We start from the raw sequence: 26,439 nt of genomic DNA, 5'->3' as shown, positions 1-26,439 counted from the left end.
CGCGGCGTTGCGCAGCCAGACAGGTCTGCGCGTTAAATCATAAGAAAAGACACGATGCAGCGAGACGCGTCAGCGTCCTCGCTCGATCCGAATTGACGGCGCTCAGGTTCCGGGAATGCGCGCAGCTTCGTACGCAGCCCCGCACGATCGGCGTCGGCATCAACAGGATGTGGAGGTGACATGCAAGTATCGAACAAGAGTGAACTGAAGACCGGCCTCAAGGAGCGCCACATGACCATGATCGCGCTGGGCGGCGTGATCGGCGCGGGCCTGTTTGTCGGCAGCGGCGTCGTGGTCCAGCAGGCCGGCCCGGCAGCGGTTCTGTCGTTTCTGATTACCGGTGGCCTGATCGTGCTCGTCATGCGCATGCTCGGAGAAATGGCGTGCGCCATGCCGGCGGTGGGTTCGTTTTACGAATACGCGCGCCTCGCCTTTGCCGGCAAACGCGGGCCGGGCAAGCTGGCCGGCTTTCTGACCGGCTGGATGTACTGGTATTTCTGGGTCATCGTCGTGGCCGTCGAGGCGGTGGCTGGCGCGAAACTGGTTCAATTCTGGCTGCCGGATACGCCGGCATGGGCGATCAGTCTTGTGTTGCTGGTCGTGTTGACCGCGACCAACCTGATCTCGGTGGGCAGCTACGGGGAATTCGAGTTCTGGTTCGCGTCCATCAAGGTGGCGGCGATCATCGTGTTCCTGTTCCTCGGCGCGCTCTACGTGCTGGGCCTGTGGCCCGCGTCGATGCACACCACCTCGGTGATGCCGACGCTGCTGTCGCACGGCGGGTTGATGCCGAAGGGGATCGGGCCGGTGTTGAGTGGCGCCGTCGCGGCGACCGGTTTTTACTTTGGCGCCGAGATCGTCACGATTGCCGCTGCGGAAGCGCATGAGCCGGTCAAGGCCGTCGCCAAAGCCACCAATTCGGTGATCACCCGCGTATTGATTTTCTATGTCGGCTCGATTCTGCTCGTCGTGGCGCTGGTGCCGTGGGACTCGCCGAAAATGGCGACACCGTATGTGAGCGCGCTCAGTGCAATGGGCATCCCGGCCGCCGCCAATGTCATGAATGCGATCGTGTTGACTGCCGTGCTGTCCGCGCTCAATTCGGGCCTTTACGCCGCATCGCGGATGATGTTTGCGCTGACCCGCCACGGCGATGCACCGGCTGCGCTTGCCAAGGTCAATCGCCGCGGCGTTCCCGTTCGCGCGATTCTGATCGGCACCTTGTTCGGTTATGTGTCGGTCGTCATGTCTTACGTTTCGCCCGACAAGGTGTTCGCCTTCCTTGTCAATTCATACGGCACGGTGGCCATCTTCGTCTACGTGCTGATCGCCGTGTCGCAACTGAAGCTGCGCGCCCGGCTCGAGCGCGAGGCGCCGGAGATGCTGCGCGTGAGGATGTGGTGCTATCCGTATCTGACCTGTTTCGCTATTGTCGGCATGATCGGCATTCTGGTGGCCATGGCGTTCATTCCGGACCAGCGCACGCCGCTGTGGCTCGGGGTGGTGAGTCTCGGCGTGCTGCTCGTGGCGTATGTGTGGCGGGCCAGGAAAAGCGGCGTAGCGTCAACTGAACCGGAATTCGTGGATTATCGGCCTCGTACTCATTGAGGTTTGTCCAGGAGGGGGCTGTTTGATGTGCGGCGTTGGATCGTTCACGATCGCCGCCGCGCTCTGCTAATGATAGGTTGGCGGCGCGGCGTTGCTACTTCGGCACGGCCACCGTCACCGCCGTCGCAGGCTGAAGCAGCGGTCCGATGCGCACGGCGATCTCCTTGAGCTTCGGCACCGCTTTCAACAGATCCTCAAGACTGGAACGCGCTGTGGGCGAATGAACGGCCAGTGCCGCGAGCACGCGGCCATCCTCGACATTACGCACGGGCACCGCGACCGCCACCATCCCGCGCACGAACTCCTCGTTGTCCACCCCGATGCCGCGCATGGCGAGGCGGTCGAGTTCCGCTTCCAGCAGATCGATATCGGTCAGGGTGCGATACGTCATCGATTTGAGCGGCAAGCGGCGGATGACAAGTCCGCGCTCGGCCGAGTTCATCTGCGAAAGAAACAGCTTGCCGCTGGCGGTGCAATGCAGCGGGACGCGCGTGCCCGGTTGCATATGCAGACGCAAGGGTTCACTCGTCTCGACACGCTCGACGTACAGCACGGTATCGCCGTCGAGCACGGTGAGATTGCAGGTCTCGCCGAGCGACTCTACGAGCGTGCGCAGCAACGAACGGCATGCACGCGTAAACGTGCTGTTTGCGAGCGTGGTGAGGGCGAGCTGCGCGGCGCGCGGCCCGAGCGCAATGGCGCGATCGGCGCCGCGCGAATCCGGCATGTGTGTGACGTAACCGCGCGCTTCGAGCGACTCGATCAGACGCATCAAGGTCGCCTTCGGAATCTGCAGACGTGAGGACAACTGGGAAAGTGACGACGGCTGTCCGGCGGATGCAAGTTGTTCCAGCACGCTGAGCGCGCGCAGGACGCGGGTGTCGTCGGCGGGCTCGTGAGCGGGTGAGGGGAGATGCGTGGTGTCTCTCATTGTCCTTCCCGAGGCGGATGAAGGTGAATGCAGCCCGAACGGATCAGTGACAACCCGGATGAACGCGTGCGGACAGATTGAATAGTGAAACGAAAAAGTCGGTTTTCGTACCAGGTTATTCAATCGTAACCGGATTTGCTTGAAGTCGAAACTGCCATCCAATAAATTGGGACGAAATGATCCGGTTTTAAAAACAAAGGCAGCAGCACGGAGACATCAATGGTACGGAGTTTCGACTACGTGGTCGTCGGCGCGGGATCGGCTGGCTGTGTACTGGCCAACCGCCTCTCCGAGAATGGCCGCTACTCGGTTTGCCTGCTCGAAGCCGGGCCGCCCGACCGCTTTCTGTGGATCCATATCCCGATCGGCTACGGCAAGACCATGTTCCATCCGGTCTACAACTGGGGCTTTTACACCGACCCGGATCCGAACATGCACGGCCGCAAGCTCTACTGGCCGCGCGGGCGCACGCTGGGCGGCTCCAGTTCCATCAATGGGCTGATCTACATTCGCGGTCAGAAAGAGGATTACGACCACTGGGCCGCGCTCGGCAATCGCGGCTGGAGCTGGAAGGATTGCCTGCCTTACTTCCGACGGCTCGAACACAACGAACTGGGCGAGTCGCCGACACGTGGCGTGGACGGTCCGTTGTGGGCCTCCACGATCAAGCAGCGCCACGAACTTGTGGATGCATTCATCGCCGCGTCGAATCGCCTGGGGGTCCCAACGGTCGACGACTTCAATCAGGGCGATCAGGAAGGGGTCGGCTACTACCAGCTGACCACGCGGCGTGGCTGGCGTTGTTCGACGGCCGTCGCTTACCTCAAACCCGCGCGCAGCCGGCCGAATCTGCAGATCGAGACCGACGCGCTAGCGTCGAAGATTCTCTTCGAAGGCACCCGTGCTACGGGTGTTCGCTATGTGCAGCACGGCAAGGTTCACGAAGTGCGAGCGCATCGCGAGGTGGTGCTGACCGCAGGCGCGCTGCAGTCGCCGCAATTGCTGCAGGTATCGGGCGTTGGGCCTGCAAAATTGCTCACTGAGTTGGGTATTCCGGTGGTCGCCAATCGAGCCGGCGTCGGCGAGAACTTGCAGGACCATCTGCAAGTTCGTCTGACCTATGAAGTAACGCGGCCGATCACCACAAACGACCTGCTGCACTCCTGGACCGGCCGCGCGAAGATGGGGCTGCAATGGGCGCTGTTTCGCGAAGGGCCATTGTCTGTCGGCATCAATCAGGGCGGCATGTTCTGCCGCGCGTTGCCGGACGAGGCGAAAACGCCCGACATCCAGTTCCACTTCTCCACGCTCTCCGCCGACACCGCGGGCGGCGACGTCCACGCGTTTCCCGGCTGTACCTATTCGATCTGCCAGTTGCGGCCGGAGTCGCGCGGAAGCGTGCGGATCCGCACGAGCGACATGCGCGATGCCCCGTCGATCCAGCCGAATTATCTGGCAACCGATCTCGATCGCCGCACGACGGTCGCGGGTGTGCGTTTCGCGCGCCGCGTCGCCGCCGCGGAGCCGATGGCATCGCTGATGAAACGCGAAGTGCGGCCCGGCCGGGAAGCACAAAGCGACGACGAGTTGCTGCACTTTTGCCGCGAATACGGCCAGACGATTTTTCATCCGTCGGGCACCGCGAAGATGGGCGTCGCGAGCGATCCGGGCGCGGTGGTCGACGAACGCTTGCGCGTGTATGGCACGCAAGGCTTGCGGGTGGTCGATTGTTCGATCATGCCGACGCTGGTCTCCGGCAATACCAACGTACCGATCGTGATGGTCGCTGAGAAGGCGTCCAGCATGATTCTTGAGGATGCCCGCGCCGGCGACCTTCCGGCTGGGCAAGTGCAACCGCGGAGCATGGAAGCGCAATACTGAGGCAACAGCAGAAACAACGAAGCGAAGTGGCCACAAGAAGTAAAACGATCGCTATCTGACTCGCTGCATTCGAAGTCGATAAAAGCAGCGTGCAGGCGGCGGAATTCGTGCCCCAGGAGGAGACAGACAGGGGCTCAAATGTGCTGCGTTGCCGGGACGGCACGCGGCCATCCATTGGAGGAGGCGCTATGGCAATCGATAAGCGGGTTATCCGCCGCGTTGCATTCGCGAGCGTGATTGGCGCGACGGTCGAATGGTATGACTTTTTTCTGTACGGCGTCGTCGCAGGCATTGTATTCAACAAGCTTTACTTTCCCGCTCACGATCCGCTCGTCTCGACGATGCTGGCCTACGGCACATTCGCCGTCGGCTTCATCACGCGGCCGCTCGGCGGCGTGATCTTCGGTCACTTCGGCGACAAGGTCGGGCGCAAGTCCGCATTGATCTGCACGCTGATCATCATGGGGGTGTCGACGGCGGGCGTCGCCTTCGTGCCGACCTTCGATCAGATCGGCATCTGGGCGCCCATTCTGTTGCTCTTCCTGCGCGTGTTGCAGGGCATTGGGCTCGGGGGTGAATGGGGCGGCGCGGTGCTGATGGCCTATGAATATGCGCCTCCGAACCGGCGTGGTCTGTACGCGAGCTTGCCGCAGATCGGTTTGTCGATCGGCTTATGCCTCGCGTCGGGCATCGTCGCGGGCATTTCCCGGCTGCTGCCGGAAGCGGCGTTTCTTTCGTGGGGCTGGCGGGTCGCGTTCGGTGCTTCGTTGCTGCTCGTGGTGCTCGGCCTTTACATCCGCCTCAAGGTGATGGAGACGCCGGAGTTTCTCGCGCTCAAGCGCAACCGCCGCGATGTGAAAATCCCGTTCGTCGACATGATCACGCGCTACCGCAGTTCGGTGCTGCTCGGCATGGGCGCGCGCTGGATCGACGGGGTGTTCTTCAATATCTTCGCGGTGTTCATGATCGGCTACCTCACGCAGCGTCTTTCGATGAGCCGCACGGAAGCGCTCACCGGCGTGATGATCGCGGCGATGGTGATGTGTTTCTTCATCCCCTTCTTCGGCAGGATGTCGGACCTGATGGGACGTGCGCGCGTGTATCGCTGGGGCTCGCTGATCTGCGGCGCCTCGGTGCTGCCGGCGTTCTGGCTGATGGAGACGCAGTCCGGCAATACGCTGGGCGTCTGGCTCGGCGTGGTGATCCCGTTCGGCATCTTCTACGCGATGGTCTACGGTCCGGAAGCCGCGCTCTTTGCCGAGCTGTTCGATCCGGAGGTGCGCTATACCGGCATCTCGTTCGTGTATCAGTTCTCGGGCATCTTCGCGAGCGGCCTCACGCCGATCATCGCGACGGCGCTGCTGCGGCTCGACGGCGGCAAGCCCTGGTATGTCTGCGGCTACGTGATTCTGTCTGCGCTGCTCTCGGCGTGGGCGGCGCGAGCGATGGAACGGCGCACGAAACCTTTTGACGAGATGGCGACCGTGCGTTGATGGCGCGGGCTGATGGGTCGATGCGGACAAAGCGCCGCCCAGCACGCGGGATTCTGTTTATAATAAAACGGAACAAAATGTACCGAAAATTTAACGAATCCGGCGGCGCCGAACGAACATCCCCATAGCGGGGAGGAGAATGAAGTGACTGATATCGTGACTGGCAAACCCGACAGAATGGTCGCGGTACGAACCGTTTTCGGCATCGATTCGGGCCTGATGGTGCCCGCTTTCAGCGAGCGCGACGACCACGTGCCGGAGATCGACGAGGTCTACCGCTTCAATCCGGAAGTGACACTGGCGATTCTGGCCGGCTTCAGCCGTGATCGCCGGGTGATGGTGCAGGGCTTGCACGGCACCGGGAAGTCGACGCACATCGAACAGGTTGCGGCCCGTCTCAACTGGCCGTGCGTGCGTGTCAATCTCGATGGGCATATCAGCCGCCTCGATCTGGTCGGCAAAGACGCGATCGTGGTGCGCGACGATCTGCAGGTTACCGAGTTTCAGGAGGGGATCGTGCCATGGGCACTGCAGCGCCCGGTTGCCCTGATCTTCGACGAATACGATGCGGGGCGCCCGGACGTGATGTTCGTGATCCAGCGCATTCTCGAGCGCGACGGCAAGTTCACGTTGCTCGACCAGAATCGTGTGATTCATCCGCATCCGTATTTCCGGATGTTCGCCACCACCAATACGGTAGGACTGGGCAATCTGAACGGTTTGTATCACGGCACGCAGGTGCTGAATCATGCGCAGATGGATCGCTGGAACGTGGTGGCCACGCTCAACTATCTGCCGCGCGCAGAAGAGGCCGGCATCGTGCTTGCACGTGTACCGGAACTTGCGGACGAGGCGGGACGTGCGCTGATCGAGTCGATGGTGAGCGTGGCGGAACTTACTCGCAAGGGCTTTGCGAGCGGCGATCTGTCGACGCTGATGTCGCCGCGCACGGTGATCAACTGGGCGGAGAACTGCCAGATTTTCCGTGATCCGGCGATGGCGTTTCGCCTGACCTTCCTGAACAAGTGCGATGAAGCCGAGCGTTCGATTGTGGCCGAGTATTTTCAGCGCTGCTTCGGTACGGAACTCGAGTCCGTGGCCAATGCTGAAGACCACGCTGCGGGCATTCGCTGATGACGTCTGACAGGCAAGCGGCGCTGCGCGCCGAGCAGCGCGAGGCCCTGTGCGCAGCGACCGTGCGTGCTCTCACAGGCGACGCCGCGTTGCATTATCGCGAAGGCCGTTTGTGCCGTGACCTGCGGCCTTTGCCCTTGCATGCGCCGCATTTGCGCACCGATCCACAGCAGGACGATCTCGCGTCCCTGCGTGGCGCCGCCGACGGTGCAGCCTTGCGACTCATGCACTCCGATGCGGCGTTGCACAGCCAGCTATGCCCGACGGACCGCGTTGAGCGACTGGTATTCGAACTGCTCGAGCAACTACGATGCGAAACACAGACGCCGCCCGGCATGCCGGGTCTGGTGCGGAATCTGCGTGATCGTTTCGAGGCCTGGTCGCTGGCTTTCTACCGCTCCGGGCTCGCCGAAGACCACCTCGGCATCCTCCTGTACACCGTGGCACAGATTGCGTGGTCCCGCCTGACGGGCTGGCCCGTGCTCGAAGAGACCGAAGGCCTGATCGAAGCCACGCGCGCGGCCATCGCGCCGGTACTGGGCGTCTCGCTGGCGGGTTTGCGCCGGAATCGGCAGGAGCAGGGCGCGTTCGCGGTCCATGCGCTCGAACTGGCGAGGCTGGTGGGCGACATGATCCGTACCGCCCGCGCCGAGGCGCTGGACGATGCCCGGGATGACCCGCAGCAGAGCGACGACAAAGCCCCCCGCACGGCGTTCTCGCTCTGGTTCGATGTCGAGGACGACGAGTACAAGGACATGGCCGTTGCGCTGACCGGCAAGAGCCGCGTGCTCGAAGCCTCGGAGCAGGGTTATCGGGCGTTTACCACGCGCTACGACCGCGAGATAGCGCCTGGCACGCTGGTCCGCAAAGCCTTGCTCAGCGAGTTTCGCGAACGGCTCGACGAACGCGTCGCTGCCCAGGGCATCAACGTGGCGCGACTCGCGCACGCGCTGAAGGCGGCGCTGGCGATTCCGCAACGCGATGGCTGGTCGTTCGGTGAAGAGCATGGGCGTATCGACGGACGGCGTCTCGCGCAACTGGTTAGTTCTCCCTCTGAACGGCGTCTGTTCCGGCTGGAACGAAACACGCTCATGGCCGACTGCGTAGTCGGTTTCCTGATCGATTGCTCGGGCTCGATGAAAGCGCATATCGAGCCGGTGGCGATCATGGTGGACATCCTCACGCGCGCGCTCGACCAGGCCGGCGTGACCACCGAGGTGCTAGGCTTCACCACCGGCGCCTGGAACGGCGGCCGGGCCCGGCTCGACTGGCTGGCGCAAGGCCGGCCGTCGCACCCGGGCCGGCTCAATGAACTGTCTCATCTGGTGTTCAAGGACGCCGACCAGAGCTGGCGACGCGCCCGCGCCGATATTGCCGCGCTCTTCAAGGCGGACCTGTTTCGCGAGGGTGTGGATGGCGAGGCGGTCGACTGGGCCTGCGCGCGTCTCGTCGCCCGTCCTGAGGCGCGACGGATTCTGATCGTGATCTCGGATGGCAGCCCGATGGATAGCGCGACGGGCCAGGCCAACGACGCCTTCTATCTCGACAACCATCTCAAGGCCGTCGTGGCGCGCCATGAGGCCTCGCGCGATGCGGAGGTGCTGGGCCTGGGTGTCGGGCTGGATCTCAGTCCGTATTACCGCAGGTGTCTGGCGGTGGACCTATCCGTGCCGCCTGACATGAAACTGTTCGCGGAGATTGTGGGTTGGATCGGCGCACGCGGGCAGGGCGGCAGGAGGTGACCGCTCCGGCGGCCTTAAACGAATAGCTGGCGCGGGGGGGCGCAGGTTAAACGCGCAACCGATCACATCTGGCATGCCAAACGCGCCGCGTGGTCGCGGTGAACGTCAGTTGGTCACGACGTGAGCGGCGTGGTGTGTGCGTCCAGCGGCGCTTCGGCGGTTTGCGCCTGCACCGCAGTCACCGCGATCACGTAGTAGATATCGTCGGCGCTGCAGCCGCGCGAAAGATCGTTGGCCGGCTTTTTCAGGCCTTGCAGTAAGGGGCCAATTGCCTTCGCATCGCCGATCCGCTCAGCCAGCTTGTAGCCGATATTGCCGGCCTCGAGACTCGGGAAAATCAGCACATTGGCATGCCCTTGAACCTGCGAGTGCTCGATCTTGCGCATGGCGATCTCGGAGACGAGTGCTGCGTCCAGTTGCACGTCGCCGTCGATCGCCATATGCGGGCGCTGTTCCCTTACCTGGCGCGTTGCTTCCACGACCTTGTCGACTGCCGCGTGCCGGGCGCTGCCGCTAGTCGAAAATGACAGCATGGCTACACGCGGCTCCTCCATCAGCAGGCTTTGCGCGCTGTCGGCCGCCGCCATCGCAATCTGGGCCAGTTCTCCTGCGTCCGGGTCCACCACCAGTCCGCAGTCGGAGAAGATCAAGCCGCCTTTGAGCGTGTGGAAGGGCTCGCACAGCATCATCAGAAAGAAACTCGACACGAGTTTGAAGGACGGATGGATGCCGATGATCTGGATCGCCGTGCGAACCACGTCGGCGGTTGTGTGGACGGCGCCGGCCACCGAGCCGTCGGCGTGACCGAGCCGCACCATCAGGTTGGCGAAGTTGAGGGGTTTGAGGATTTCCTGCTTTGCTTCGTCAAGCGTCATGCCTTTCTTGCTGCGCAGTGCGAAGAGTGCTTCGGCAAACGAGGGCCCGAGCGGCGAGGTCGCGGGATCCACCAGCTCCATGCCAGACAGTTCGATGTTTTGCCCGGCTGCGGCCGCGCGGATGCGCGCACTCGCGCCCACCAGCACGATGCGGGCGATGCCTTCACGCGTGGCGCGTTGCGCGGCCTCCAACATGCGGGGATCTTCCGCCTCGCACAGCACGATGCGTCTCGGCGAGGAGCGGGCGCGTTCGATGATGCGGTTGATGGCTTTCATGGCACTGGGCGGCAGTCACGGTTGAAAAAGGGGAGCAGCAAACGAAGGCGGCCGGAGACGAAACAGGCAGCCAACGAATGCGGCCGAAAACAAAGCGGCCAGAAACCAGGCCCGAAACAAAGAAGCCCCGAAACAAAGAAGCCGGAAACGGCAGGGGACATCCCGTTTCCGGCCCGCCGGGCGCGAGGCGATATGCCCCCAACGCCCGGACCATCAGACAACGGTTGGGTCAAACATAGTCCTTGTACTTGTCGAGCAGACGCACTGGCTTGGCCAGCGCATCGCGGCGGAACGGATCGCCGAGTTCGCGGGTGCACATGATCTCGATGATGGTGGTCTTGCCGTGGTTCATCTGTGCATCGATCGCACGCTTGAGCGCCGGGCCGACGTCCTCGAGGCGGTCCACCGTCACACCCTCAGCGCCCATCGCACGCGCAATGCCAGCGAAGCTCTGGTTGTCGAGTTCACCCGCGACGAAGCGGCGGTTGTAGAAGTCGACCTGGTTCTTCTTCTCGGCGCCCCATTGCCGGTTGTGGAAGACCACCGCGGTGACCGGAATGTTATGGCGCACGCAGGTCATGGTTTCCATCAGGCTCATGCCCCACGCGCCGTCGCCGGCGTAAGAGACAGCGGGGCGATGCGGTGCCGCAACCTTGGCGCCGATGATGGTGGGGAACGCGTAGCCGCAATTGCCCCAGCTCATCGCAGCGAAGAAGCTGCGCGGCTTCTTGAAGCGCAGATAGCTGTTGGCCACGGAGTTGATGTTGCCGATGTCGGTGGAGACCATCACGTCTTCCGGCATGGCCTTTTCGAGCTCGCGCAGAACCTGGCGCGGGTGCAGATAGTTGCCGCCGCCGGGCGTGCGCTCGTCTTTCTGCTCCTCGATCATGTCCATGCTGTAGGGGTCGCGCTCGTGGGTCCAGCCGTCGAGCTCCTTCTCCCATGTCGCTTTCTCCGCGGCGATCTCGCCGGCGCGCTCTTCACGCGAGGCGTCGCAGACGAGGCTGCGGCCTTCAAGGCGCTGCGTGAGTGCAACCGCAGCGGCCTTGGCGTCGCCGCAGATGCCCACGGAGATCTTCTTCACCAGGCCGAGCATCTTGTGGTCGGCGTCGATCTGGATGATTTTGGCGTTCTGCGGCCAGTAGTCCATGCCGTGTTGCGGCAGCGTGCCGAACGGTCCCAGACGCGAACCGAGCGCGATCACCACGTCGGCGCGCTGGATCAGCTTCATCGCGGCCTTGGAGCCCTGATAGCCGAGCGGGCCGCACCACAGCGGATGGTCGGCGGGGAAAGAGTCGTTGTGCAGGTAGCTGTTGACGACGGGCGCGCCCAGACGCTCGGCGAGCGCCTTGCATTCCTCGATCGCATCGGCCATTACCACGCCGCCGCCGGAGATGATGACCGGGAACTTGGCCTGGGCGAGCAGCTCAGCCGCTTCGTTCAGGCGTTGATCGCCGCCGGGGCCGCGGTCGAGGCGCTGCGGTTGCGGAATCTCGGCCTTGATCTGGCCGTAGAAATAATCGCGCGGAATGTTGAGTTGGGTCGGGCCCATCTCGGCCAGCGCGCGATCGAAGCAGCGGCCGGTGAATTCAGCCATGCGCGCGGGATGGGTGACGTGGCCCTGATACTTGGTGAACTCCTGGAACATGGGGAGTTGCTTCGCTTCCTGGAAGCCGCCGAGGCCAATGCCCATGGTTCCGGCCTCGGGCGTGATCATGACCACGGGGCTGTGCGCCCAATAAGCCGCGGCGATGGCGGTCACGCAATTGCTGATGCCCGGGCCATTCTGGCCGATCACCACGCCGTGGCGGCCCGACACGCGGGCATAGCCGTCGGCCATGTGGCCGGCGCCTTGCTCGTGCACCACGGGAATGAGGCGGATGCCGGCGGGCGCGAAGATGTCCATGGCGTCCATGAAGGCCGAGCCCATGATGCCGAACATGTCGGTCACGCCGTTCGCGGCCAGGGTTTCGACGAAAGCTTCTGACGGGGTCATGGCCTGCGGGCCGCTGACGGGGGTGTGATCGCTCATGAGGGCTGTCTCCGATGTTTAATGAAACTGGAACAATTTGTTCCGAAAAGTTGTTGTCTAAAATGTAGAGCATGCACCTGAGATGGTCAATAGGTGATGCGAAATAAGTGGTACAAATTGTCTCGAAAATTAATGAATGCGATGCAGGGTGGCATGCAGGGGAGAGCGGCTCAATCCCACGGCAGCGAATAGGTCTTCACGTTGGTGAAGCTTTTCATCGCTTCCTGGACGCCTTCCTTGTAGCCAAGACCCGAATCCTTGATGCCGCCGAACGGCGTCAACTCGAGCCGGTAGCCGGGCACTTCGCGCACGTTCACGCTGCCCACCTGCAGTTCGGCGATAAAGCGCGTGATGTAATCGAGGCGATTCGTGCAAACCGAAGACGAGAGCCCGTAGTCGGTCGAATTGGAAATCCGGATCGCGTCGTCGATATCGCGAAAGCGGATCACCGGCGACACAGGCCCGAAGGTTTCGTATTTGACGAGCGGCATGTCCGGGGTGACGTGATCGACCACGGTGGGCGAATACAGCGCACCTTCGCGGAGATTGCCGACCAGAAGCTTCGCGCCGCGGCTGATCGCATCGTTCACCTGAGCTTCGAAGAATTTCGCTGCGGCTTCGTCGATGACGGTGCCCATGTCGGTCGCCGGATCGGTGGGGTCTCCATAACGTATGGCCCGGGTCTTCTGCACGAGCAGTTCGACGAAGCGGTCGGCCACCGCCTCGTGCACCAGAATGCGCTTGACCGCGGTACAACGCTGGCCGGAGTTCTTGTAGGAGCCGGAGACGGCCAGCGTGCTGGCCTCTTCCAGGTCGGCGTCTTCCATCACGATGATCGGATCGTTGCCGCCGAGTTCGAGCACCGCGCGTCGATAGCCCATCTTGCCGGCGATGTATTTGCCGATCTGCACGCCGCCCGTGAAGGTGATCAGATCGACGTGCTCGTTCGTGATCAATTCGTCGGCGATGTCTTTCGGGTCGCCGGTGATGACCTGCAGCATTTCTTGCGGCAGACCGGCCGCGTAAAAGATATCCGCGAGCAGATACGTGGACAGCGGCACCTTCTCGGAGGGTTTGACGACGATGCGGTTGTTGGTCGCGATGGAGGGCACGATTTTGTGGGCAACCTGATTCATCGGATGGTTGAACGGGGTGATCGCGGAGATGACGCCGAGCAGGGGATCGCGCTGGGTGTAGACGCGGCGCTTCTTCCCGTGCGGCGTGAGATCGCAGGAAAACACCTGGCCGTCGTCTTTGAGCGCCTCGTTGGCGCCGAACGTCATCACGTCGGCGACGCGGCCTGCCTCGTAGAGCGAGTCTTTCTTGCACAGGCCGGACTCGGCAGTGATCAGATCGGCAATTTCTTCGGTACGCTGACGAACCATTTCAGCCGCACGCAGCAGGATCTGTGAGCGCTCGTAGCGCGTCAGCCGTGCACGATATTGGTGTGCCCAGGCAAAGGCGTGTCGTACGTCGGCCAACGTCGCCTTGGGCACCGTGCCGACCAGTTCACCGTTGTAGGGATTGAAAACTTCGATGATCTCCGCGCGCCGGATTTGTTCTCCGCCGATGCGCAGCGCTTCATGACGAACCTGCGGCGACGGCCAGACTATCGCGATCGAATTCATGCTGCCCTCCAGCGATAACAGACAGCTGAAGTATTGCGGAGGGCACCGTCATCGGAGTAGTGCCAGCCGCCGCCAATCGCTGAGTCCACGCCGGCCTTCTACAATCACACCCGGCCTTTCCACGGCACCAGCACGCGCTCCAGGTGGCGCATCAACAAGTCAAAGCACAACGCAAAGAAGCCAATGACGATGATGCCCATGATCACCACGTCGCTCGCGAGAAACTCCGCGGCGTTGAGCACCATGAAGCCGAGACCGCTGGTTGACGCCACCATTTCCGCGGCGACGAGCGTCGTCCAGCCGACCCCGATGCCGATCCGCATACCCGTGAAAATCTCCGGCAACGCGGATTTCAGAATCACATACAACACGACCTGTGTGCGCGAGGCGCCCATCGAATAGGCCGCATGAATCTGCTCGATCGACACGGACCGCACGCCGGACCGCGCGGCAATCGCGAGCGGCGCGAAGATGGCGAGATAGATGAGAAAGACTTTGGAGAATTCGCCGATGCCGAACCAGATGATGATGAGCGGCAGGTAGGCGAGCGGCGGCAGCGGCCGATAGAACTCGATAGGTGGATCGAAGACGCCGCGCGCAAAGCGCGAGACGCCCATCATCACGCCGATTGGAATCGCGGTCACGCAGGCGAGCGCGAAGGCGCCGAACACGCGCAGCAAGCTGATGCCGGTATGCTGCGCGAGCGTGGAGTTGGCGAAGCCTTCGGTAGCGACGTAGATGAACTTTGCATACACCGCTTGCGGCGATGGCAGAAAGAGCGGCTTGATCCAGTGCAGGTTAGTCGCAACAAACCACAGCCCGACGAACAGGGCGACCGTAATGAGGCTCGTGACGACGCTGCTGCCCTGGCCGGGTACGCCGAATGTGTCGCCAGGACGCGCGGGTTTCTTGGCGAGAAGTCGTGGACGTCGACCGGGAGTGCGCGGCGGTTCCATCGGCGTGTCGGCTCCGAGCGAGGCTTGCTGGCCGTGCGCCAATGCATGAGCCCGTTTTGAACTAAACATGTGTCACCTCGGCTTCGGCGGCGTGCATTTTCTCGTCGCCGTAAATGATGCTGAGCACGCGTTCGCGCATGTCGATGAAATCGGGGCTCGACTTGATGGCGCGCGCGTCGCGAGTTTCCAGGAAGCGTCGATTGAAATCCAGCTCGTAGGTGTGTGTGATGCGCCCGGGGCGTGGCGACATCACGACCAGATGGCTGGCCAGAAAGAGCGCTTCCTCGACGCTGTGTGTGATGAAGAAGAACATCTTGCTGGTTTTCGTCCAGACGTCGAGCAGCAGTTCCTGAATAGTTTCGCGAGTCAGCGCGTCGAGTGCGGCCATCGGCTCGTCCATCAGCAGCATGGCGGGGTCGCAGGTCAGCGCGCGGGCGATGCCCACACGCTGCTGCATCCCGCCGGAGAGCTGATAGATCATGTGCTTGTGAAAGTCCTGCAAGCCGACCAGCGCCAGATTGCGCGCGGCGATGTCGCGCCGCTGTGCTTTCGGCACGCCCTGAAGCTTCAGGCCGAACTCGGCGTTGTCGATCACGTTGAGCCACGGCAACAGGGCATGCTTCTGGAACACGACGCCACGGTCGGCGCCCGGTCCAGCGATCGGCGAGCCGCCGAGCAGCAACTCGCCGCTGGTCGGCGCGATGAAGCCCGCCATCAGCGAGAGCAGGGTGGTCTTGCCACAACCCGATGCACCGAGCGCGACGACGAAGTCGCCCGAGTTGATCGTCAGATTGATGTTGTCGAGCGCGTGCACCGTCTGGCCGGCCTTGCGCCCCGGAAAGACCACGCTCACATTCTTGACTCTCATGCTTTCCATGTTGCCTCCTGATTCGACAGAACCGGCCTACGTCATTTGAGTTTCATTGCCGCTTCGGCATAAGCCGGGGTCACGAACTTCGAGTAATCGGGCAACACGGCGCTGATCTGCTTCTGATCCTTCAGGAAGTTCGCTGTGTCCTTCAGCGCGAAGGTGGCGCGGCCCGCACTGCCGCCGCCCAGCCATTGCGATGAGGCCTGCTCCTGGAGCGTCGGGAAGGCATAGAGCGAGAGCGATTCCGGCACGTCGGCCGGCGAGCCGCCAATCATCTTGGCGATGGCCGTGGCCTGCGGCGAAGTCGCATTCCATTGCGCTGTGTTCTTGCGGTACTGGTCGTCGGCATCAGCGATGGCTTTCACGAGCTTTGCCATGAAGTCCTTATGCGCCTCGCCCCATTGGCGATCGACGGCGATTCCATCGAAGGTTGGTTTGCCGAGCTTCGACAGGTCGCCGGACGTAATCAGGACCTTGCCGTTCTTCTTTAATTGCGCGAGCGCCGGGTCCCACACGTAGGCGGCGTCGATATCGCCGCGCTCCCACGCCGCAACCAACTGGTTCGGCTGCATGTTGAGGATCTTCACCTCCGACGGATTGATGCCCCAATGCTGCAGCGCGAACATGGTGTGATAGTGCGTCGTCGACACGAACGGCACGCCGATCGTCTTGCCCTTCAGATCGGACGGTTTGGTGATGCCGGAGCCATTGCGTACGACCATCGCTTCGGCCTGGTTGATGTTGTCCAGAATCCAGAAGAGCTGCAGGTCGAGGCCCTGGCTGACCGCGGCGGCGAGCGGACTCGAGCCGATCACGCCGACCTTCACGTCGCCCGACGCCATGGCGGTCGCGACCTTCGCGCCGGATTCGAACTGCCGCCAGTTGATCTTGTAGCCCGTGTCTTTCTCGATGGAGCCGCTCGCGATCGCGACGACCCATGGGTCGACGATCTGTTGATAGGCTATCGTGACCTCCTTGTCCTGCGCGTGGCTGGTGGGCGCCACCACGCAGGCGAGCGCAGCGAATGCCGCTACCGTCATGCGGCGCGTCAGATGGCCGAACCAGCGGGACAGCTTTTGGGGGTTATCGCTTTTCATCGTAGGTCTCCAGAATGGCCGTGCAGGCACGCGAGTACACGTGAATCCAACCTTCGCCGACGGGGGCTTGTCCCAATCGCCGGCAATGGGGTGATGCGAGTATCGTCAGTAAAAAATATTGCGGGTTAGGGCCAGACGTGGCTGATCGTTGAGTCCACACCCTTGCGCCAGAGTGGACCGTTGCACCGATCTCGCCGGTAGCCGCCCGGGTGGCTGGCTCCCGTTTTTTTGCGCATCCACAATGCCGGTGTCCGCCTTTGCGCGGGCGGGCTCCGCCTATAAAAATCAGGAGAAAGCATGGCAAGTCGCACCTCGGTGGCCCTATGGACCCAGCGGTTCCAGCGCTCACCCGAGTCGAACATGAGCCTCCAGGGTCAGATTCGCCAGATGCTGGTGGCCGCGATTCTGGACGGCCAACTGCTGCCGAATCACGCGTTGCCGTCCAGCCGGGAGCTCGCCGACCAGTTAAGCGTTGCCCGCAATACGGTCGTGCTCGCTTACCAGCAACTGGTGGAGGAGGGCTATCTGCTCTCGCGCGAGCGCAGCGGGCATTTCGTCAACCCGGCCATCCTCGAGGGGCGGCACGAATTTGCGCCGCTGCAGACGGTCCCCGGACAGGCGGCCAATGAGGCGCTTGCAAGGCCGGATTGGGACCAGCGCGTCAGAAGACGGCCATCCTCGCAGCGCAATATCGTCAAGCCGGGCAACTGGCTGAGCTACGAATACCCCTTTATCTACGGACAGTTCGACCAGTCGCTGTTTCCGACTAACGACTGGCGCGAATGCTGCATGAAAGCGCTGTCGGTGATGGAGATTCGCAACTGGGCGCCGGATCTGATCGAGCGCGACGACGATACGTTGATCCAGCAGATCCGCACGCGGGTGCTGCCTCGGCGCGGTGTGTTTGCGATGCCGGACGAAATTGTCGTGACGATCGGCTGCCAGCAGGCGCTCTATCTGATTGCGGATCTGCTCGCGAGCGAACGGACCACGATCGGCTTCGAAAACCCCGGCTATCCGGATGCCCGCAATATCTTCGAGAACCGCAATGCGCGGCTGCAGCCGCTGCCTGTGGATAGCGGCGGCGTGCGCCCGGTCGAGGACGCCGATTTGCTCGCTCAATGCGATTACGTCTATGTGACGCCAAGTCATCAGTGCCCGACCACGGCCACCATGCCTATCGAGCGCCGTCATGCGCTGCTGGAGCAAGCGCAGGCCCATGACTTCGTATTGATCGAGGACGACTACGAGAGTGAAAACAACTTCTCCGGCACGCCGCATCCGGCATTGAAGAGCCTGGATACGGCAGACCGGGTGATCTATATCGGCAGTCTGTCGAAGACGTTTGCGCCCGGGCTGCGGCTGGGTTATATCGTCGGCCCGCGTGAACTGGTCCGCGAACTCCGTGCGCTGCGGCGCCTGATGGTGCGGCACCCGGCGGCCTATATTCAGCGCGCCTTTGCCACCTTTCTGGCGCTGGGGCACCACGATGCGCTGCTGCGGCGGCTCGCTCACGCCTATCGGGAACGCGCACAGGCGCTGATGACGGCGCTCGACACGCACCTTCCCGAAGCACGCTACCTGCCGGTCGGCGGTGGTGCGTCCTGTTGGGTTGAAGGGCCGCCGTGGCTCGATGCGACGCAGCTTGCCGCGGATGCGCAGGCACATGGCATCCTGATCGAACTGGGGCGAGTTTTCTTCATGACGGGACTGGAACAGAACCACTGCTTCCGGATGGGCTTTTCGGCCATCAAGCTCGAAAAGATCGATGAGGGCGTGCGCCTGCTCGCGGAGCTTGTGCGCGCGCAGCAGCCCGAGGAATAGGCGGCGCGCTAGAACGTTTTAGCGAGCTGCTGAGCGGCTTCCTGCAGGCGCGGCACGAACTCGAGGGCGCGCGACAGCGGCGCCCGCGAGACCGGCGCATGAACGGCGATCGCCGCGATACAGGTGTTGTTCTCATCCATCACCGGCGCGGCCACACACGCGATACCGGCGACAAATTCCTCATTGTCGATGGCGATGCGCTTGTGCGCGGTGCGGTCGAGTTCCGCTTCGAGTAGTTCGGGGTCGGTTATGGTATTCGGCGTGAAGCGTTCGAGCTTCAGCGTGCGGACGAGGGCGCTGCGTTGTTCGCGCGGCAGCATGGCCAGCAGCAGCTTGCCGCTCGCGCTGCAATGCGCCGGTACGTGCGAGCCGGGCTTGAGATCGAGCCGCAACGGCCAGGGCGCTTCGAGCCGGTCGAGATACAGCACTTCGGTTTCGTGCAGCATTGTGAGGTTGCAGGTCTCGCCAAGATCGGCAACCAGATTCGACAGGATCGCATGCCGCAACCGGCGAGCACCCGAGTGCATCATGACGCCAAGACCGAGTTGCGCGAGACGTGGCCCGATCACGTAGGCATTCTTCTGACCTGGTTCGCGGATCACAAGGCCACCGGCCTCGAGCGAAGCCAGCATGCGGTGCAGCGAAGCCTTCGGCAGGTCGACGTCCTGAGCAATGTCGGCTAGCGAGACCGGACCTTCGGCGCGTACGAGATGTTCCAGCAGGGCGAACGCGCGCAGGGTAGGGGTATCCGCTTTAGTCATGGTGCCGTTCCGGAAAATGGATCGGCGCCATTGTACCGTGCGCCTTTGTCGGCCATGCTTTTGCAGGATTGAGGTGGATTCGGCGTGTAATTTCAGCGCAGATCGTCCCGTTTTTCGGAATGCGGTGCGGCGCGCTATTCCAGCGCTATTGCCGGAACGTCTTGGCGGTTTCCTCCGCGGCCAACCGCAGATCGGGCAGGAACGCCAGCAGATCGTCGAGCACGACCCGCCCGACCGGCGCCTGGACGGCGATGGCCGCGCACGCGCGATTGCGATCCAGCATGACCGGCACCGCGATCGCGATGAGCCCCTGCAGATGTTCCTGATTGTTGATCGCGAGCTGGCGGCGGCGCGTGATGGTCAGTTCCTTACGTAACTCGCCTCGATCCGTAATCGTCCGCTCGGAATAGGCGCGCAGCGGCAAGGTTTCGATAACCCGTTCGCGCCGGTCTTTGGGAAGAAAGCTGAGCAACAGCTTGCCGCTTGCCGAACAGTGCAGCGGCACATGCGAGCCCGGTTGAAGGTGCATGCGCAGCGGCCACTCCGTTTCCACCCGGTCCACATAGACCACGTCGTTGCCGGCCAGCATCGTCAGATTGCAGGTCTCGCCGATTTTGGCCACCAGCTGTTCAAGCAGGACATGGCGTGCAGCGGCCGGGCCCGCATGCATCAGCACATTGACCGCCAGCATACGCACGCGCGGCGAACACTCATACAGCCGGTCGCCGGCGCTGCGAGTGACCAGCCACGCATCCATTAACTGCACCAGAATGCGATGCACGGTCTGCTTGGGCAGTTCGAGGGCATGGACGAGATCCGTCATGGAAAGCGGGCCGTTTGCCTCAGCCAAGGTTTCGAGTACGCGAAATGCACGCACGGCTGCCGCATTCGATTGATTCGAAGTCGCCACGCTGTCTCCTCGATGTCGTAGTTATAAGTTGGATTGTGCATCGGTCTGTTTAGTTTTCGGGACTATGGAAAGTCCCGAATATCGCACTTTTCGATTCTGGCCCGCTCAGCGCAAGGGATAGTTCAAAAAACGGGACTCCGAAGCAGGTACGGCTCACTAGATTGGTACCAACGCCAATTTTTTCAGTCCGGAGTGAACCGTATGAACGTTAGGGCCACAGAAGCGGAAGCTACGCACGCTGGTACACACAGCGAAGTCGAACGCGTCGTCGCGTCGCTGGTTGCGCGTGCGCGCGCCGCACAGCGCGGATTCGAGGTCGCGGGGCAGGATGTGCTCGATGCCGCCGCCGATGCCGCCGCGTGGGCGATCATGGAGCCCGCCCGCAACCGCCAACTCGCCGAGCTGGCGGTGCGCGACACCGGTCTCGGCAACGCGGACGACAAGTTCCGCAAGAACTATCGCAAGACGCTCGGGTTGTTGCGCGATCTGCGCGGGCAGAAGACCACGGGTGTGATCGCGCGTCATGATGCCACCGGCATCGTCGAGATCGCGCGGTCGGTCGGCGTGGTGGCGGCGATCACGCCGTCCACCAATCCGGCGGCCACGCCGATCAACAAGATCGTCAACGCGCTTAAATGCGGCAATGCGGTCATCGTGGCGCCTTCTCCGAAGGGCTATTCGTCGTGCGCGCTGCTGATCGAATTCATTCACACACAGTTCGCCAGAGTCGGGCTCGCAGCTGACCTCGTCCAGATGTTGCCTGCGCCGATCAGCAAGGCGGCCACCGCTGAACTGATGCGGCAATGCGATCTGGTCGTGGCGACCGGGTCGCAGGCGAATGTGCGGATGGCGTACGCAAGCGGGACGCCCGCGTTTGGCGTGGGAGCGGGGAACGTTGCTTCGATCGTCACTGCGTCTGCAGATTTGCACGATGCAGCGCACAAGATCGCGCGCTCGAAAACGTTCGACAACGCCACCAGCTGTTCGTCCGAAAACAGCGTCGTGATCGAAGACGCGATGTACGCGGACATGCTGGCCGAACTGACCGCCTGCGGCGGTGTGATGCTCGACGCCGCACAAAAGGCACACTTGCAGGCCGCCCTGTGGTCGAACGGCAAGTTATCAGCGCACTGCACTGCACGCTCGGCCACGGAGATTGCACAGGCTGCGGGCCTCGACGACATCGCCGCACGTGAGCCCGCTTTCCTGATGGTGGAGGAAACCGGCTTCGGCGCTGACTACCCGTTCTCGGGCGAGAAGCTCGCACCGGTACTGACTGTTTATCGCGCGGAGACCTTCGACGCCGCTGCCGACGTCGTGCGCGGCGTCTACGGCTACATGGGCGCAGGGCACTCGGTCGGCCTGCATTCCAGCGATTCGGGCCAGGCGGAGCAGCTCGCCTCGACGCTGCCGGTAGCGCGCGTGATCGTGAATCAGGCGCATTGCCTTGCAACCGGCGGCAACTTCGATAACGGCTTGCCATTCTCGCTGTCGATGGGATGCGGAACGTGGGGCCGCAACAATTTCTCGAGCAACCTCAACTTTCAGCATTACCTGAACATCACGCGAGTGGCCTACCCGATCGAAGAGCGCGTCCCCGAACTGGACGACGTACTCGGGGATTTCTTCGTGAGGTATGGCAAATGACGACGCCTCACACAATCCGTGCGCTGATCGACGCGCGTGCCGTGCAGTATCCCGACAAGCCGTTCCTGCTGGCGGCTCCTGAATGTGCTGAAGACGGCGGCGCCGTGCTGCGTCCCGACGTGCTGACCTTCGCGGAACTGCGCGACGACTGCCGCGCGCTCGAGACGGTTTTTCACGAAGCAGGCTTGCAGCCCGGCGATGTCGTGTCGGTCTTCATGGGTAACGGCATCCATACGGCAAGGCTGCTGCTCGCGGCGATGTACAGCGGGCTCGTCGCCAACCCGCTCAATCTGTTGTGCCAGCCGTCGCAGTTGCGCTACATCGTCGAACATTCGGACACGCGCATGGTCTTTGTTTCGAGCGATACGCACGCGGCGATGTCGGGCGCGATCGCGGAGTTGCGCGAGCAGGGATTGACCCGCGACATCGCGTTGCTGCAGACGGCGCCCGATGCCGCTATTGCACCGGCGCCGACCGCCGTCGAACCCGTGTTGGCGGAAATGGCGGCGTCTATGGATGTGCACGCAAAACCGGCCCAGTGCGTGTCACGTGTGACATACGAGGCACAGGCGAAACATGTAGACACCTGGGATACCGAAACGCCTTCAAGCGGCGACCCGGCTGCAAGCGACGTAGCGCTGCTGATGTACACGTCCGGCACGACGGGTGCGCCAAAAGGCGTCCTGCTGGACCAGCGAAACCTGCTGGCCAATGCGCGCAACATCTCGCACGAACACCGGCTCGGAACCAGCGACCGGGTCTTCGCCGCCTTGCCGCTTTATCACATCAATGGTCTCGTCGTGACGTTGCTCGCGCCGCTCTTTCATGGCGGCTCGGTGGTCATGGCGCCGCGATTTTCCGCGCGCACCTACTGGCGCGATGTCGCGCGCCATGGTTGCACATGGATCAACGTGGTGCCGACGATCGTCGCTTATCTTCTCAATAACGACGAACCGTGCACGGTCGATCTGTCCGCCCTGAGATTCTGCCGCAGTGCGTCGGCGGCGCTGCCCGTCGATCATCACCGCGCGTTCGAGGCCCGTTTCGGGGTCGGCATCATCGAAACGATGGGTATGACCGAAACCGCGGCGCCTATGTTTAGCAACCCATACGACCCGGCAAGCAGAAGAATCGGCAGTATCGGCCTGCCGTCAGGCGGCGAAGCGAAGGTGATCGATCGTGACGGCCGCGAATGCGCGCCTGACGAGTGCGGCGAACTGGTGTTGCGTGGCGAACAGGTCATGCGCGGCTATTACAAGCGCGCGAGAGAAACGCGTGCGGCCTTTACCGCCGACGGCTGGCTGCGTACCGGCGACCTGGGCTATCGCGACAGCGACGGTTACTTCTACATCAACGGCCGTGCAAAGGAATTGATCATCAAGGGCGGCGAAAACATCGCCCCGCGCGAGATCGATGAAGCGTTGCTCAAACACCCCGGCGTGCTGGATGCGGCGGTGGTGGGCGTGCCGGATACCGCTTACGGCCAGGAGATCGTCGCCTTCATCGTGCCTCGCATTTCAGAGGGGCCGGGCGCGCTCGATATTGCGGATCTGCATGCGCACTGTCTGCGCGAACTGGGCCGCTACAAGACGCCGAAGGAGTTTCGCTTCATCGCGGAACTGCCTCGTGGACCGTCGGGCAAGGTGCAGCGCCTGAAGCTCGTACCTACCTGACGGCGCGTGTATCGGCATGCGCGGCGGCACGCCCGGATCGCGCTAGCAGGCACAGGAGGAGGGCGCGGGTCGAAGCGCACGCGACGCAGTACGACGTACGGATCGAACGATCACAGACGCCCCCGGCGTCACATAAGAGACACAGGAGACAGCATGCAAACGCTCAAGCGGCGTGTGAAGACACGCCACATCATCCTGGCCGTCATGTGCCTGATGTATTTCATCTCATACATCGACCGTGTGAATATTGCCGTGGCCGGTCCTATCATCCGGCACGAAATGGGGCTGACGACGGTTCAACTCGGCCTCGTGTTTTCCGCTTTCGCTTATCCGTACGCGTTCATGCAGGTCATCGGCGGCTGGCTGTCGGACAAGTACGGGCCGAAGCTGGTGCTGACGGTACTTTCGCTGATCTGGGGGGCGGCGACGCTCGCGACCGGATTCGCCGGCAGTGTGGCAATGCTCGTCGCGCTGCGGTTCGCACTGGGCATCGGCGAGGGCGGCGCGTTTCCGACGGCGACGCGTGCCTTTACCTACTGGATGCCGGTGGCGGAGCGGGGTTTCGCTCAAGGCATTACCCATAGCTTCGCCCGCCTCGGCGGCGCGGTCACGCCGCCGCTCGTGCTCGCGGTGGTGGTGGCGGGCGGCTGGCGCGACGCGTTCATTCTGCTCGGCGTGGCGAGTCTCGCGTGGACGGTTCTATACCTCTGCGTCTTTACGAACTCACCGGAGCAGAACCGGCGCGTGACGCCTGAGGAAACGGCGGAGATCGGCTATCGCGCGGGCGACTGCGAACGCGCCAAACGTGCGGCCACGCCATGGCGCAAGCTGGTCCGTCGTATGTGGCTCGTCACGTTCGTCGACTTCTGCTACGGCTGGCTGCTGTGGGTTTATCTGACCTGGTTGCCTTCATACCTGAAGGAAGCCCGCGGCTTCGATCTCAAGCAACTGGCGCTGTTTACGGCGCTGCCGCTGCTCGCGGGCGTGATCGGCGATACCCTGGGCGGTGTCGTCTCCGACCGGCTCTACAAGCGCACCGGCCGGCTGCGCTTTGCGCGCTGTGCCGTGCTGGTGGTGGGCATGGGCGGCTCGCTCGTGTTCCTGCTGCCGATGGTGTCCGCGACCAATCCACTCATGGCGGTGCTGTACCTGTCGGCGTCGTTCTTCTTTCTCGAGATCACGAACCCTGTGTTGTGGACTTTGCCGCTCGACATAGGTGGTCGATACGCGGGCACGGCAGGCGGCATGATGAACACGGGCTTCGGCGTCGCCGGCATGATCTCGCCCGTCGTGTTCGGCTATCTGATCGAAACGACCGGCAGTTATAACGTGCCTTTTACGATTTCCGCATGCCTGCTCGGGGTGGGGATCGTGGCGGCGCTTTTCATCGATCCGGCGAGGACGGTCGAGGCCGACGAGGAGCGCGAACGGCTCGAAGGCAGCCCGCTGGACGGCATGCCCGCGTTTCTCCAGGCGGGCGCCGCGGTGCGGTTGGAGAGGCATCATCTGCGCCGTCCGCTGCGCTGGTGGCGATAAGGTGCGCTCAGGCGAGTGGGCGGACGGCAGGCGACTCCGCCCGCGGCATGCCGCGGCTGGCGCGCAGATAGGCAACGCCGGCGTCGCTGAGCGTCACTTCGGCCACGCTGCCGGGTAAATGGGTGCGCGTGAGATAGCCGCGCGCGAAGGCATCCTCCCAGATCGGCAACCGTGGGCAGGAGGTCCGCCAGACTTCGATCGCTTCACTGTAGGGCCGGGCGCCCGGTCCAATCCATTCCAGCAGGTCCAGGATCAGGGTTTCGATAGGGTCGTGCATGTCCGCTCCGCGCAGCGTGTCCGAACTATCGTTGGGAATTGTGGGGTCCATGGCGGCTCCGTCTCCTTGCTGTGCTCTCATCCTGAGCGCCGCGCCGCGAGCAGTAAAATGAAAATATTTGCGGCATTGCTGCATTTTTCTTATGAACATCGGCACCCGCGGTGTGCAGGCGTGATTGCGGCAATTTAGATAGACTGGGCGGCGTCGCTCGGCTCGATTGACTTCGTCCAGCAAAGGGCGTTACGAGGTGGCCAAAGCGGTGGCCTCGTTGTCGCGCGCGTGCGCCTGCGCCCGGTCCACCGAACCGTGGCCACAAGCAACGGATAAGAAAGGGAGACACCCATGAAAGTAGGATTCATCGGCCTCGGCGTGATGGGGCAGCCAATGGCGCTCAACCTCGCGCGCGCCGGCACCCCACTGGTTGTGTGGAACCGCACGCCGGAACGTTGCGCCGCGTTGCGCGACGCAGGCGCGCAAGTTGTGGACAGCGCGGGCGATGTCTTCCAGCAGGCCCGCATCGTTATCCTGATGATGGCTACCGATACGGCGCTCGACGCAGTGCTCGGCCGCCACACCGCGGATTTCGCAACGAACGTCGCACAGCACATCATCGTGCACATGGGCACGACATCGGCCGACTATTCCCGTGGTATCGAGGCCGACATCCGCGCGGCAGGAGGGCAGTACGTCGAGGCGCCCGTCTCGGGCTCGCGCAAGCCGGCCGAAGCGGGTCAACTGGTGGCGATGCTGGCGGGCGAGCCGGTGGCCGTCGAAGAAGTGCGTCCACTCCTCAAACCGATGTGCCACGAAACGGTGATTTGCGGGGCGGTGCCAGCGGGCCTTCTGATGAAGCTGTCGGTCAACACGTTCCTGATTCCGATGGTGACCGCGCTTGCCGAGGCATCGCATCTTGCGCGGCGCTACGGGCTCGACATGAAGCAATTCCAGGCCGTGCTCGACGCGGGCCCGATGGCTAGCAACGTATCGCGCGTGAAGGTCGACAAGCTCGTGAACGAGGATTTCACGGTGCAGGCCTCGATTGTCGACGTGTTGAAGAACAACCGGCTCGCGGCCGAGGCGGCGCGCCATGCGAATCTCGCGTCGCCGTTGCTGGATGTCTGCTTTGATCTGTACACCGAGACTGTTGAGTTGGGTCACGGTCAAGCCGATATGGCGGCCGTCGTGCATGCGATCGAAGCGCGCACCGAGGCGAGGGAAAACGCAAAGGGTGGATCTGCCTGAGCGTCGCAGCACCGCTTCCCGCACTTGCCATGCTCCTCTTTCACG

General features: G+C 62.8%; 20 protein-coding genes. 10 read left to right on the top strand and 10 right to left on the bottom strand.

What is annotated here, in order from left to right:
• Positions 1 to 180: 180 nt before the first annotated feature.
• A complete protein-coding gene (locus PQQ86_RS31660) occupies positions 181 to 1,608 on the top strand; it encodes an amino acid permease (RefSeq protein WP_408276082.1) in 1,428 nt (475 codons plus the stop codon).
• A gap of 94 nt (positions 1,609 to 1,702) precedes the next feature.
• On the opposite strand, the gene PQQ86_RS31655 is transcribed toward PQQ86_RS31660, so the two are convergent.
• On the bottom strand, positions 1,703 to 2,539 hold the full coding sequence (locus tag PQQ86_RS31655) for an IclR family transcriptional regulator (protein ID WP_408276080.1): 837 nt from the start codon (positions 2,537 to 2,539) through the stop codon (positions 1,703 to 1,705).
• Positions 2,540 to 2,758: 219 nt separating this feature from the next.
• Between PQQ86_RS31655 and PQQ86_RS31650 the strand changes: the two genes are divergently transcribed.
• From PQQ86_RS31650 to PQQ86_RS31635, 4 genes are all read left to right on the top strand, one after another.
• Positions 2,759 to 4,420 carry a GMC family oxidoreductase gene (locus PQQ86_RS31650; protein WP_408276077.1) on the top strand — a complete coding sequence of 554 codons (1,662 nt, stop codon included), beginning with the start codon at positions 2,759 to 2,761 and terminating at the stop codon, positions 4,418 to 4,420.
• Positions 4,421 to 4,608: 188 nt separating this feature from the next.
• Positions 4,609 to 5,913, top strand: a complete 1,305-nt coding sequence (locus PQQ86_RS31645; RefSeq protein ID WP_200620297.1) for an MFS transporter — start codon at positions 4,609 to 4,611, stop codon at positions 5,911 to 5,913.
• 144 nt (positions 5,914 to 6,057) lie between these two features.
• Positions 6,058 to 7,047: an AAA family ATPase gene (locus tag PQQ86_RS31640; RefSeq protein ID WP_408276074.1), complete on the top strand. Its 990-nt coding sequence runs from the start codon at positions 6,058 to 6,060 to the stop codon at positions 7,045 to 7,047.
• Positions 7,047 to 8,789: a cobaltochelatase CobT-related protein gene (locus PQQ86_RS31635; RefSeq protein WP_408276071.1), complete on the top strand. Its 1,743-nt coding sequence runs from the start codon at positions 7,047 to 7,049 to the stop codon at positions 8,787 to 8,789. Before PQQ86_RS31640 ends, PQQ86_RS31635 begins: the two co-directional genes overlap by 1 nt.
• Positions 8,790 to 8,902: 113 nt before the next feature.
• Here PQQ86_RS31635 and pta read toward each other — a convergent pair whose 3' ends face one another.
• The 6 genes from pta to tauA form a co-directional block, all read right to left on the bottom strand.
• Positions 8,903 to 9,940 carry a phosphate acetyltransferase gene (pta, locus tag PQQ86_RS31630; RefSeq protein WP_408276067.1) on the bottom strand — a complete coding sequence of 346 codons (1,038 nt, stop codon included), beginning with the start codon at positions 9,938 to 9,940 and terminating at the stop codon, positions 8,903 to 8,905.
• Between the two features lie 229 nt (positions 9,941 to 10,169).
• On the bottom strand, positions 10,170 to 11,972 hold the full coding sequence (gene xsc, locus PQQ86_RS31625) for a sulfoacetaldehyde acetyltransferase (protein ID WP_408276064.1): 1,803 nt from the start codon (positions 11,970 to 11,972) through the stop codon (positions 10,170 to 10,172).
• Between the two features lie 170 nt (positions 11,973 to 12,142).
• A complete protein-coding gene (gene phnY, locus PQQ86_RS31620; RefSeq protein WP_408276062.1) occupies positions 12,143 to 13,600 on the bottom strand; it encodes a phosphonoacetaldehyde dehydrogenase in 1,458 nt (485 codons plus the stop codon).
• 104 nt (positions 13,601 to 13,704) lie between these two features.
• On the bottom strand, positions 13,705 to 14,625 hold the full coding sequence (locus PQQ86_RS31615; protein ID WP_408276059.1) for an ABC transporter permease subunit: 921 nt from the start codon (positions 14,623 to 14,625) through the stop codon (positions 13,705 to 13,707).
• The gene (locus tag PQQ86_RS31610; RefSeq protein ID WP_408276056.1) at positions 14,618 to 15,433 is read right to left on the bottom strand and encodes a taurine ABC transporter ATP-binding protein; all 816 of its coding nucleotides are present in this window, start codon (positions 15,431 to 15,433) and stop codon (positions 14,618 to 14,620) included. Before PQQ86_RS31610 ends, PQQ86_RS31615 begins: the two co-directional genes overlap by 8 nt.
• Before the next feature lie 32 nt (positions 15,434 to 15,465).
• Complete coding sequence (gene tauA / locus PQQ86_RS31605) at positions 15,466 to 16,467, bottom strand: taurine ABC transporter substrate-binding protein (protein WP_408279409.1); 1,002 nt, start codon at positions 16,465 to 16,467, stop codon at positions 15,466 to 15,468.
• Between the two features lie 354 nt (positions 16,468 to 16,821).
• On the opposite strand from tauA, the gene pdxR reads away from it, so the two are divergent.
• Complete coding sequence (gene pdxR, locus PQQ86_RS31600; protein ID WP_200651299.1) at positions 16,822 to 18,348, top strand: MocR-like pyridoxine biosynthesis transcription factor PdxR; 1,527 nt, start codon at positions 16,822 to 16,824, stop codon at positions 18,346 to 18,348.
• An 8-nt stretch (positions 18,349 to 18,356) separates the two neighbouring features.
• Here the strand turns inward: pdxR and PQQ86_RS31595 are convergent, their stop codons facing one another.
• Both PQQ86_RS31595 and PQQ86_RS31590 read right to left on the bottom strand, forming a co-directional pair.
• Positions 18,357 to 19,109, bottom strand: a complete 753-nt coding sequence (locus PQQ86_RS31595; RefSeq protein WP_074288001.1) for an IclR family transcriptional regulator — start codon at positions 19,107 to 19,109, stop codon at positions 18,357 to 18,359.
• 145 nt (positions 19,110 to 19,254) lie between these two features.
• Positions 19,255 to 20,019, bottom strand: a complete 765-nt coding sequence (locus PQQ86_RS31590; protein WP_408276053.1) for an IclR family transcriptional regulator — start codon at positions 20,017 to 20,019, stop codon at positions 19,255 to 19,257.
• Between the two features lie 201 nt (positions 20,020 to 20,220).
• Here PQQ86_RS31590 and sauS point away from each other — a divergent pair, with 201 nt between their 5' ends.
• From sauS to PQQ86_RS31575, 3 genes are all read left to right on the top strand, one after another.
• Positions 20,221 to 21,666, top strand: a complete 1,446-nt coding sequence (gene sauS, locus PQQ86_RS31585) for an acylating sulfoacetaldehyde dehydrogenase (protein ID WP_408276050.1) — start codon at positions 20,221 to 20,223, stop codon at positions 21,664 to 21,666.
• The gene (locus PQQ86_RS31580; protein ID WP_408276047.1) at positions 21,663 to 23,339 is read left to right on the top strand and encodes an AMP-binding protein; all 1,677 of its coding nucleotides are present in this window, start codon (positions 21,663 to 21,665) and stop codon (positions 23,337 to 23,339) included. Before sauS ends, PQQ86_RS31580 begins: the two co-directional genes overlap by 4 nt.
• A gap of 153 nt (positions 23,340 to 23,492) precedes the next feature.
• Positions 23,493 to 24,875: an MFS transporter gene (locus tag PQQ86_RS31575; RefSeq protein ID WP_408276044.1), complete on the top strand. Its 1,383-nt coding sequence runs from the start codon at positions 23,493 to 23,495 to the stop codon at positions 24,873 to 24,875.
• 7 nt (positions 24,876 to 24,882) lie between these two features.
• On the opposite strand, the gene PQQ86_RS31570 is transcribed toward PQQ86_RS31575, so the two are convergent.
• Positions 24,883 to 25,203, bottom strand: coding sequence for a 3-phosphoglycerate dehydrogenase (locus tag PQQ86_RS31570; protein ID WP_408276041.1), 321 nt, complete (start codon positions 25,201 to 25,203; stop codon positions 24,883 to 24,885).
• Positions 25,204 to 25,494: 291 nt separating this feature from the next.
• Here PQQ86_RS31570 and PQQ86_RS31565 point away from each other — a divergent pair, with 291 nt between their 5' ends.
• Positions 25,495 to 26,394: an NAD(P)-dependent oxidoreductase gene (locus tag PQQ86_RS31565; RefSeq protein ID WP_408276038.1), complete on the top strand. Its 900-nt coding sequence runs from the start codon at positions 25,495 to 25,497 to the stop codon at positions 26,392 to 26,394.
• Positions 26,395 to 26,439: the final 45 nt, after the last annotated feature.

This window comes from Paraburkholderia sediminicola, from assembly GCF_046026675.1.
GTDB lineage: Bacteria > Pseudomonadota > Gammaproteobacteria > Burkholderiales > Burkholderiaceae > Paraburkholderia > Paraburkholderia sediminicola_F.
The sequence above is the reverse complement of the archived record's forward strand: the minus strand, read 5'-3'. Positions and strand labels throughout refer to the sequence as shown.

Bases quoted from the DNA above. Each gene is read 5' to 3' on its own strand.
- PQQ86_RS31635 (WP_408276071.1), top strand. From the start codon at position 7,047: ATGACGTCTGACAGGCAAGCGGCGCTGCGCGCCGAGCAGCGCGAGGCC.
- pta (WP_408276067.1), bottom strand. From the start codon at position 9,940: ATGAAAGCCATCAACCGCATCATCGAACGCGCCCGCTCCTCGCCGAGA.
- PQQ86_RS31655 (WP_408276080.1), bottom strand. From the start codon at position 2,539: ATGAGAGACACCACGCATCTCCCCTCACCCGCTCACGAGCCCGCCGAC.
- PQQ86_RS31580 (WP_408276047.1), top strand. From the start codon at position 21,663: ATGACGACGCCTCACACAATCCGTGCGCTGATCGACGCGCGTGCCGTG.
- PQQ86_RS31575 (WP_408276044.1), top strand. From the start codon at position 23,493: ATGCAAACGCTCAAGCGGCGTGTGAAGACACGCCACATCATCCTGGCC.
- tauA (WP_408279409.1), bottom strand. From the start codon at position 16,467: ATGACGGTAGCGGCATTCGCTGCGCTCGCCTGCGTGGTGGCGCCCACC.
- PQQ86_RS31645 (WP_200620297.1), top strand. From the start codon at position 4,609: ATGGCAATCGATAAGCGGGTTATCCGCCGCGTTGCATTCGCGAGCGTG.
- PQQ86_RS31595 (WP_074288001.1), bottom strand. From the start codon at position 19,109: ATGACTAAAGCGGATACCCCTACCCTGCGCGCGTTCGCCCTGCTGGAA.
- PQQ86_RS31570 (WP_408276041.1), bottom strand. From the start codon at position 25,203: ATGGACCCCACAATTCCCAACGATAGTTCGGACACGCTGCGCGGAGCG.
- sauS (WP_408276050.1), top strand. From the start codon at position 20,221: ATGAACGTTAGGGCCACAGAAGCGGAAGCTACGCACGCTGGTACACAC.
- xsc (WP_408276064.1), bottom strand. From the start codon at position 11,972: ATGAGCGATCACACCCCCGTCAGCGGCCCGCAGGCCATGACCCCGTCA.
- phnY (WP_408276062.1), bottom strand. From the start codon at position 13,600: ATGAATTCGATCGCGATAGTCTGGCCGTCGCCGCAGGTTCGTCATGAA.
- PQQ86_RS31565 (WP_408276038.1), top strand. From the start codon at position 25,495: ATGAAAGTAGGATTCATCGGCCTCGGCGTGATGGGGCAGCCAATGGCG.
- PQQ86_RS31615 (WP_408276059.1), bottom strand. From the start codon at position 14,625: ATGTTTAGTTCAAAACGGGCTCATGCATTGGCGCACGGCCAGCAAGCC.
- PQQ86_RS31610 (WP_408276056.1), bottom strand. From the start codon at position 15,433: ATGGAAAGCATGAGAGTCAAGAATGTGAGCGTGGTCTTTCCGGGGCGC.
- PQQ86_RS31660 (WP_408276082.1), top strand. From the start codon at position 181: ATGCAAGTATCGAACAAGAGTGAACTGAAGACCGGCCTCAAGGAGCGC.
- PQQ86_RS31650 (WP_408276077.1), top strand. From the start codon at position 2,759: ATGGTACGGAGTTTCGACTACGTGGTCGTCGGCGCGGGATCGGCTGGC.
- pdxR (WP_200651299.1), top strand. From the start codon at position 16,822: ATGGCAAGTCGCACCTCGGTGGCCCTATGGACCCAGCGGTTCCAGCGC.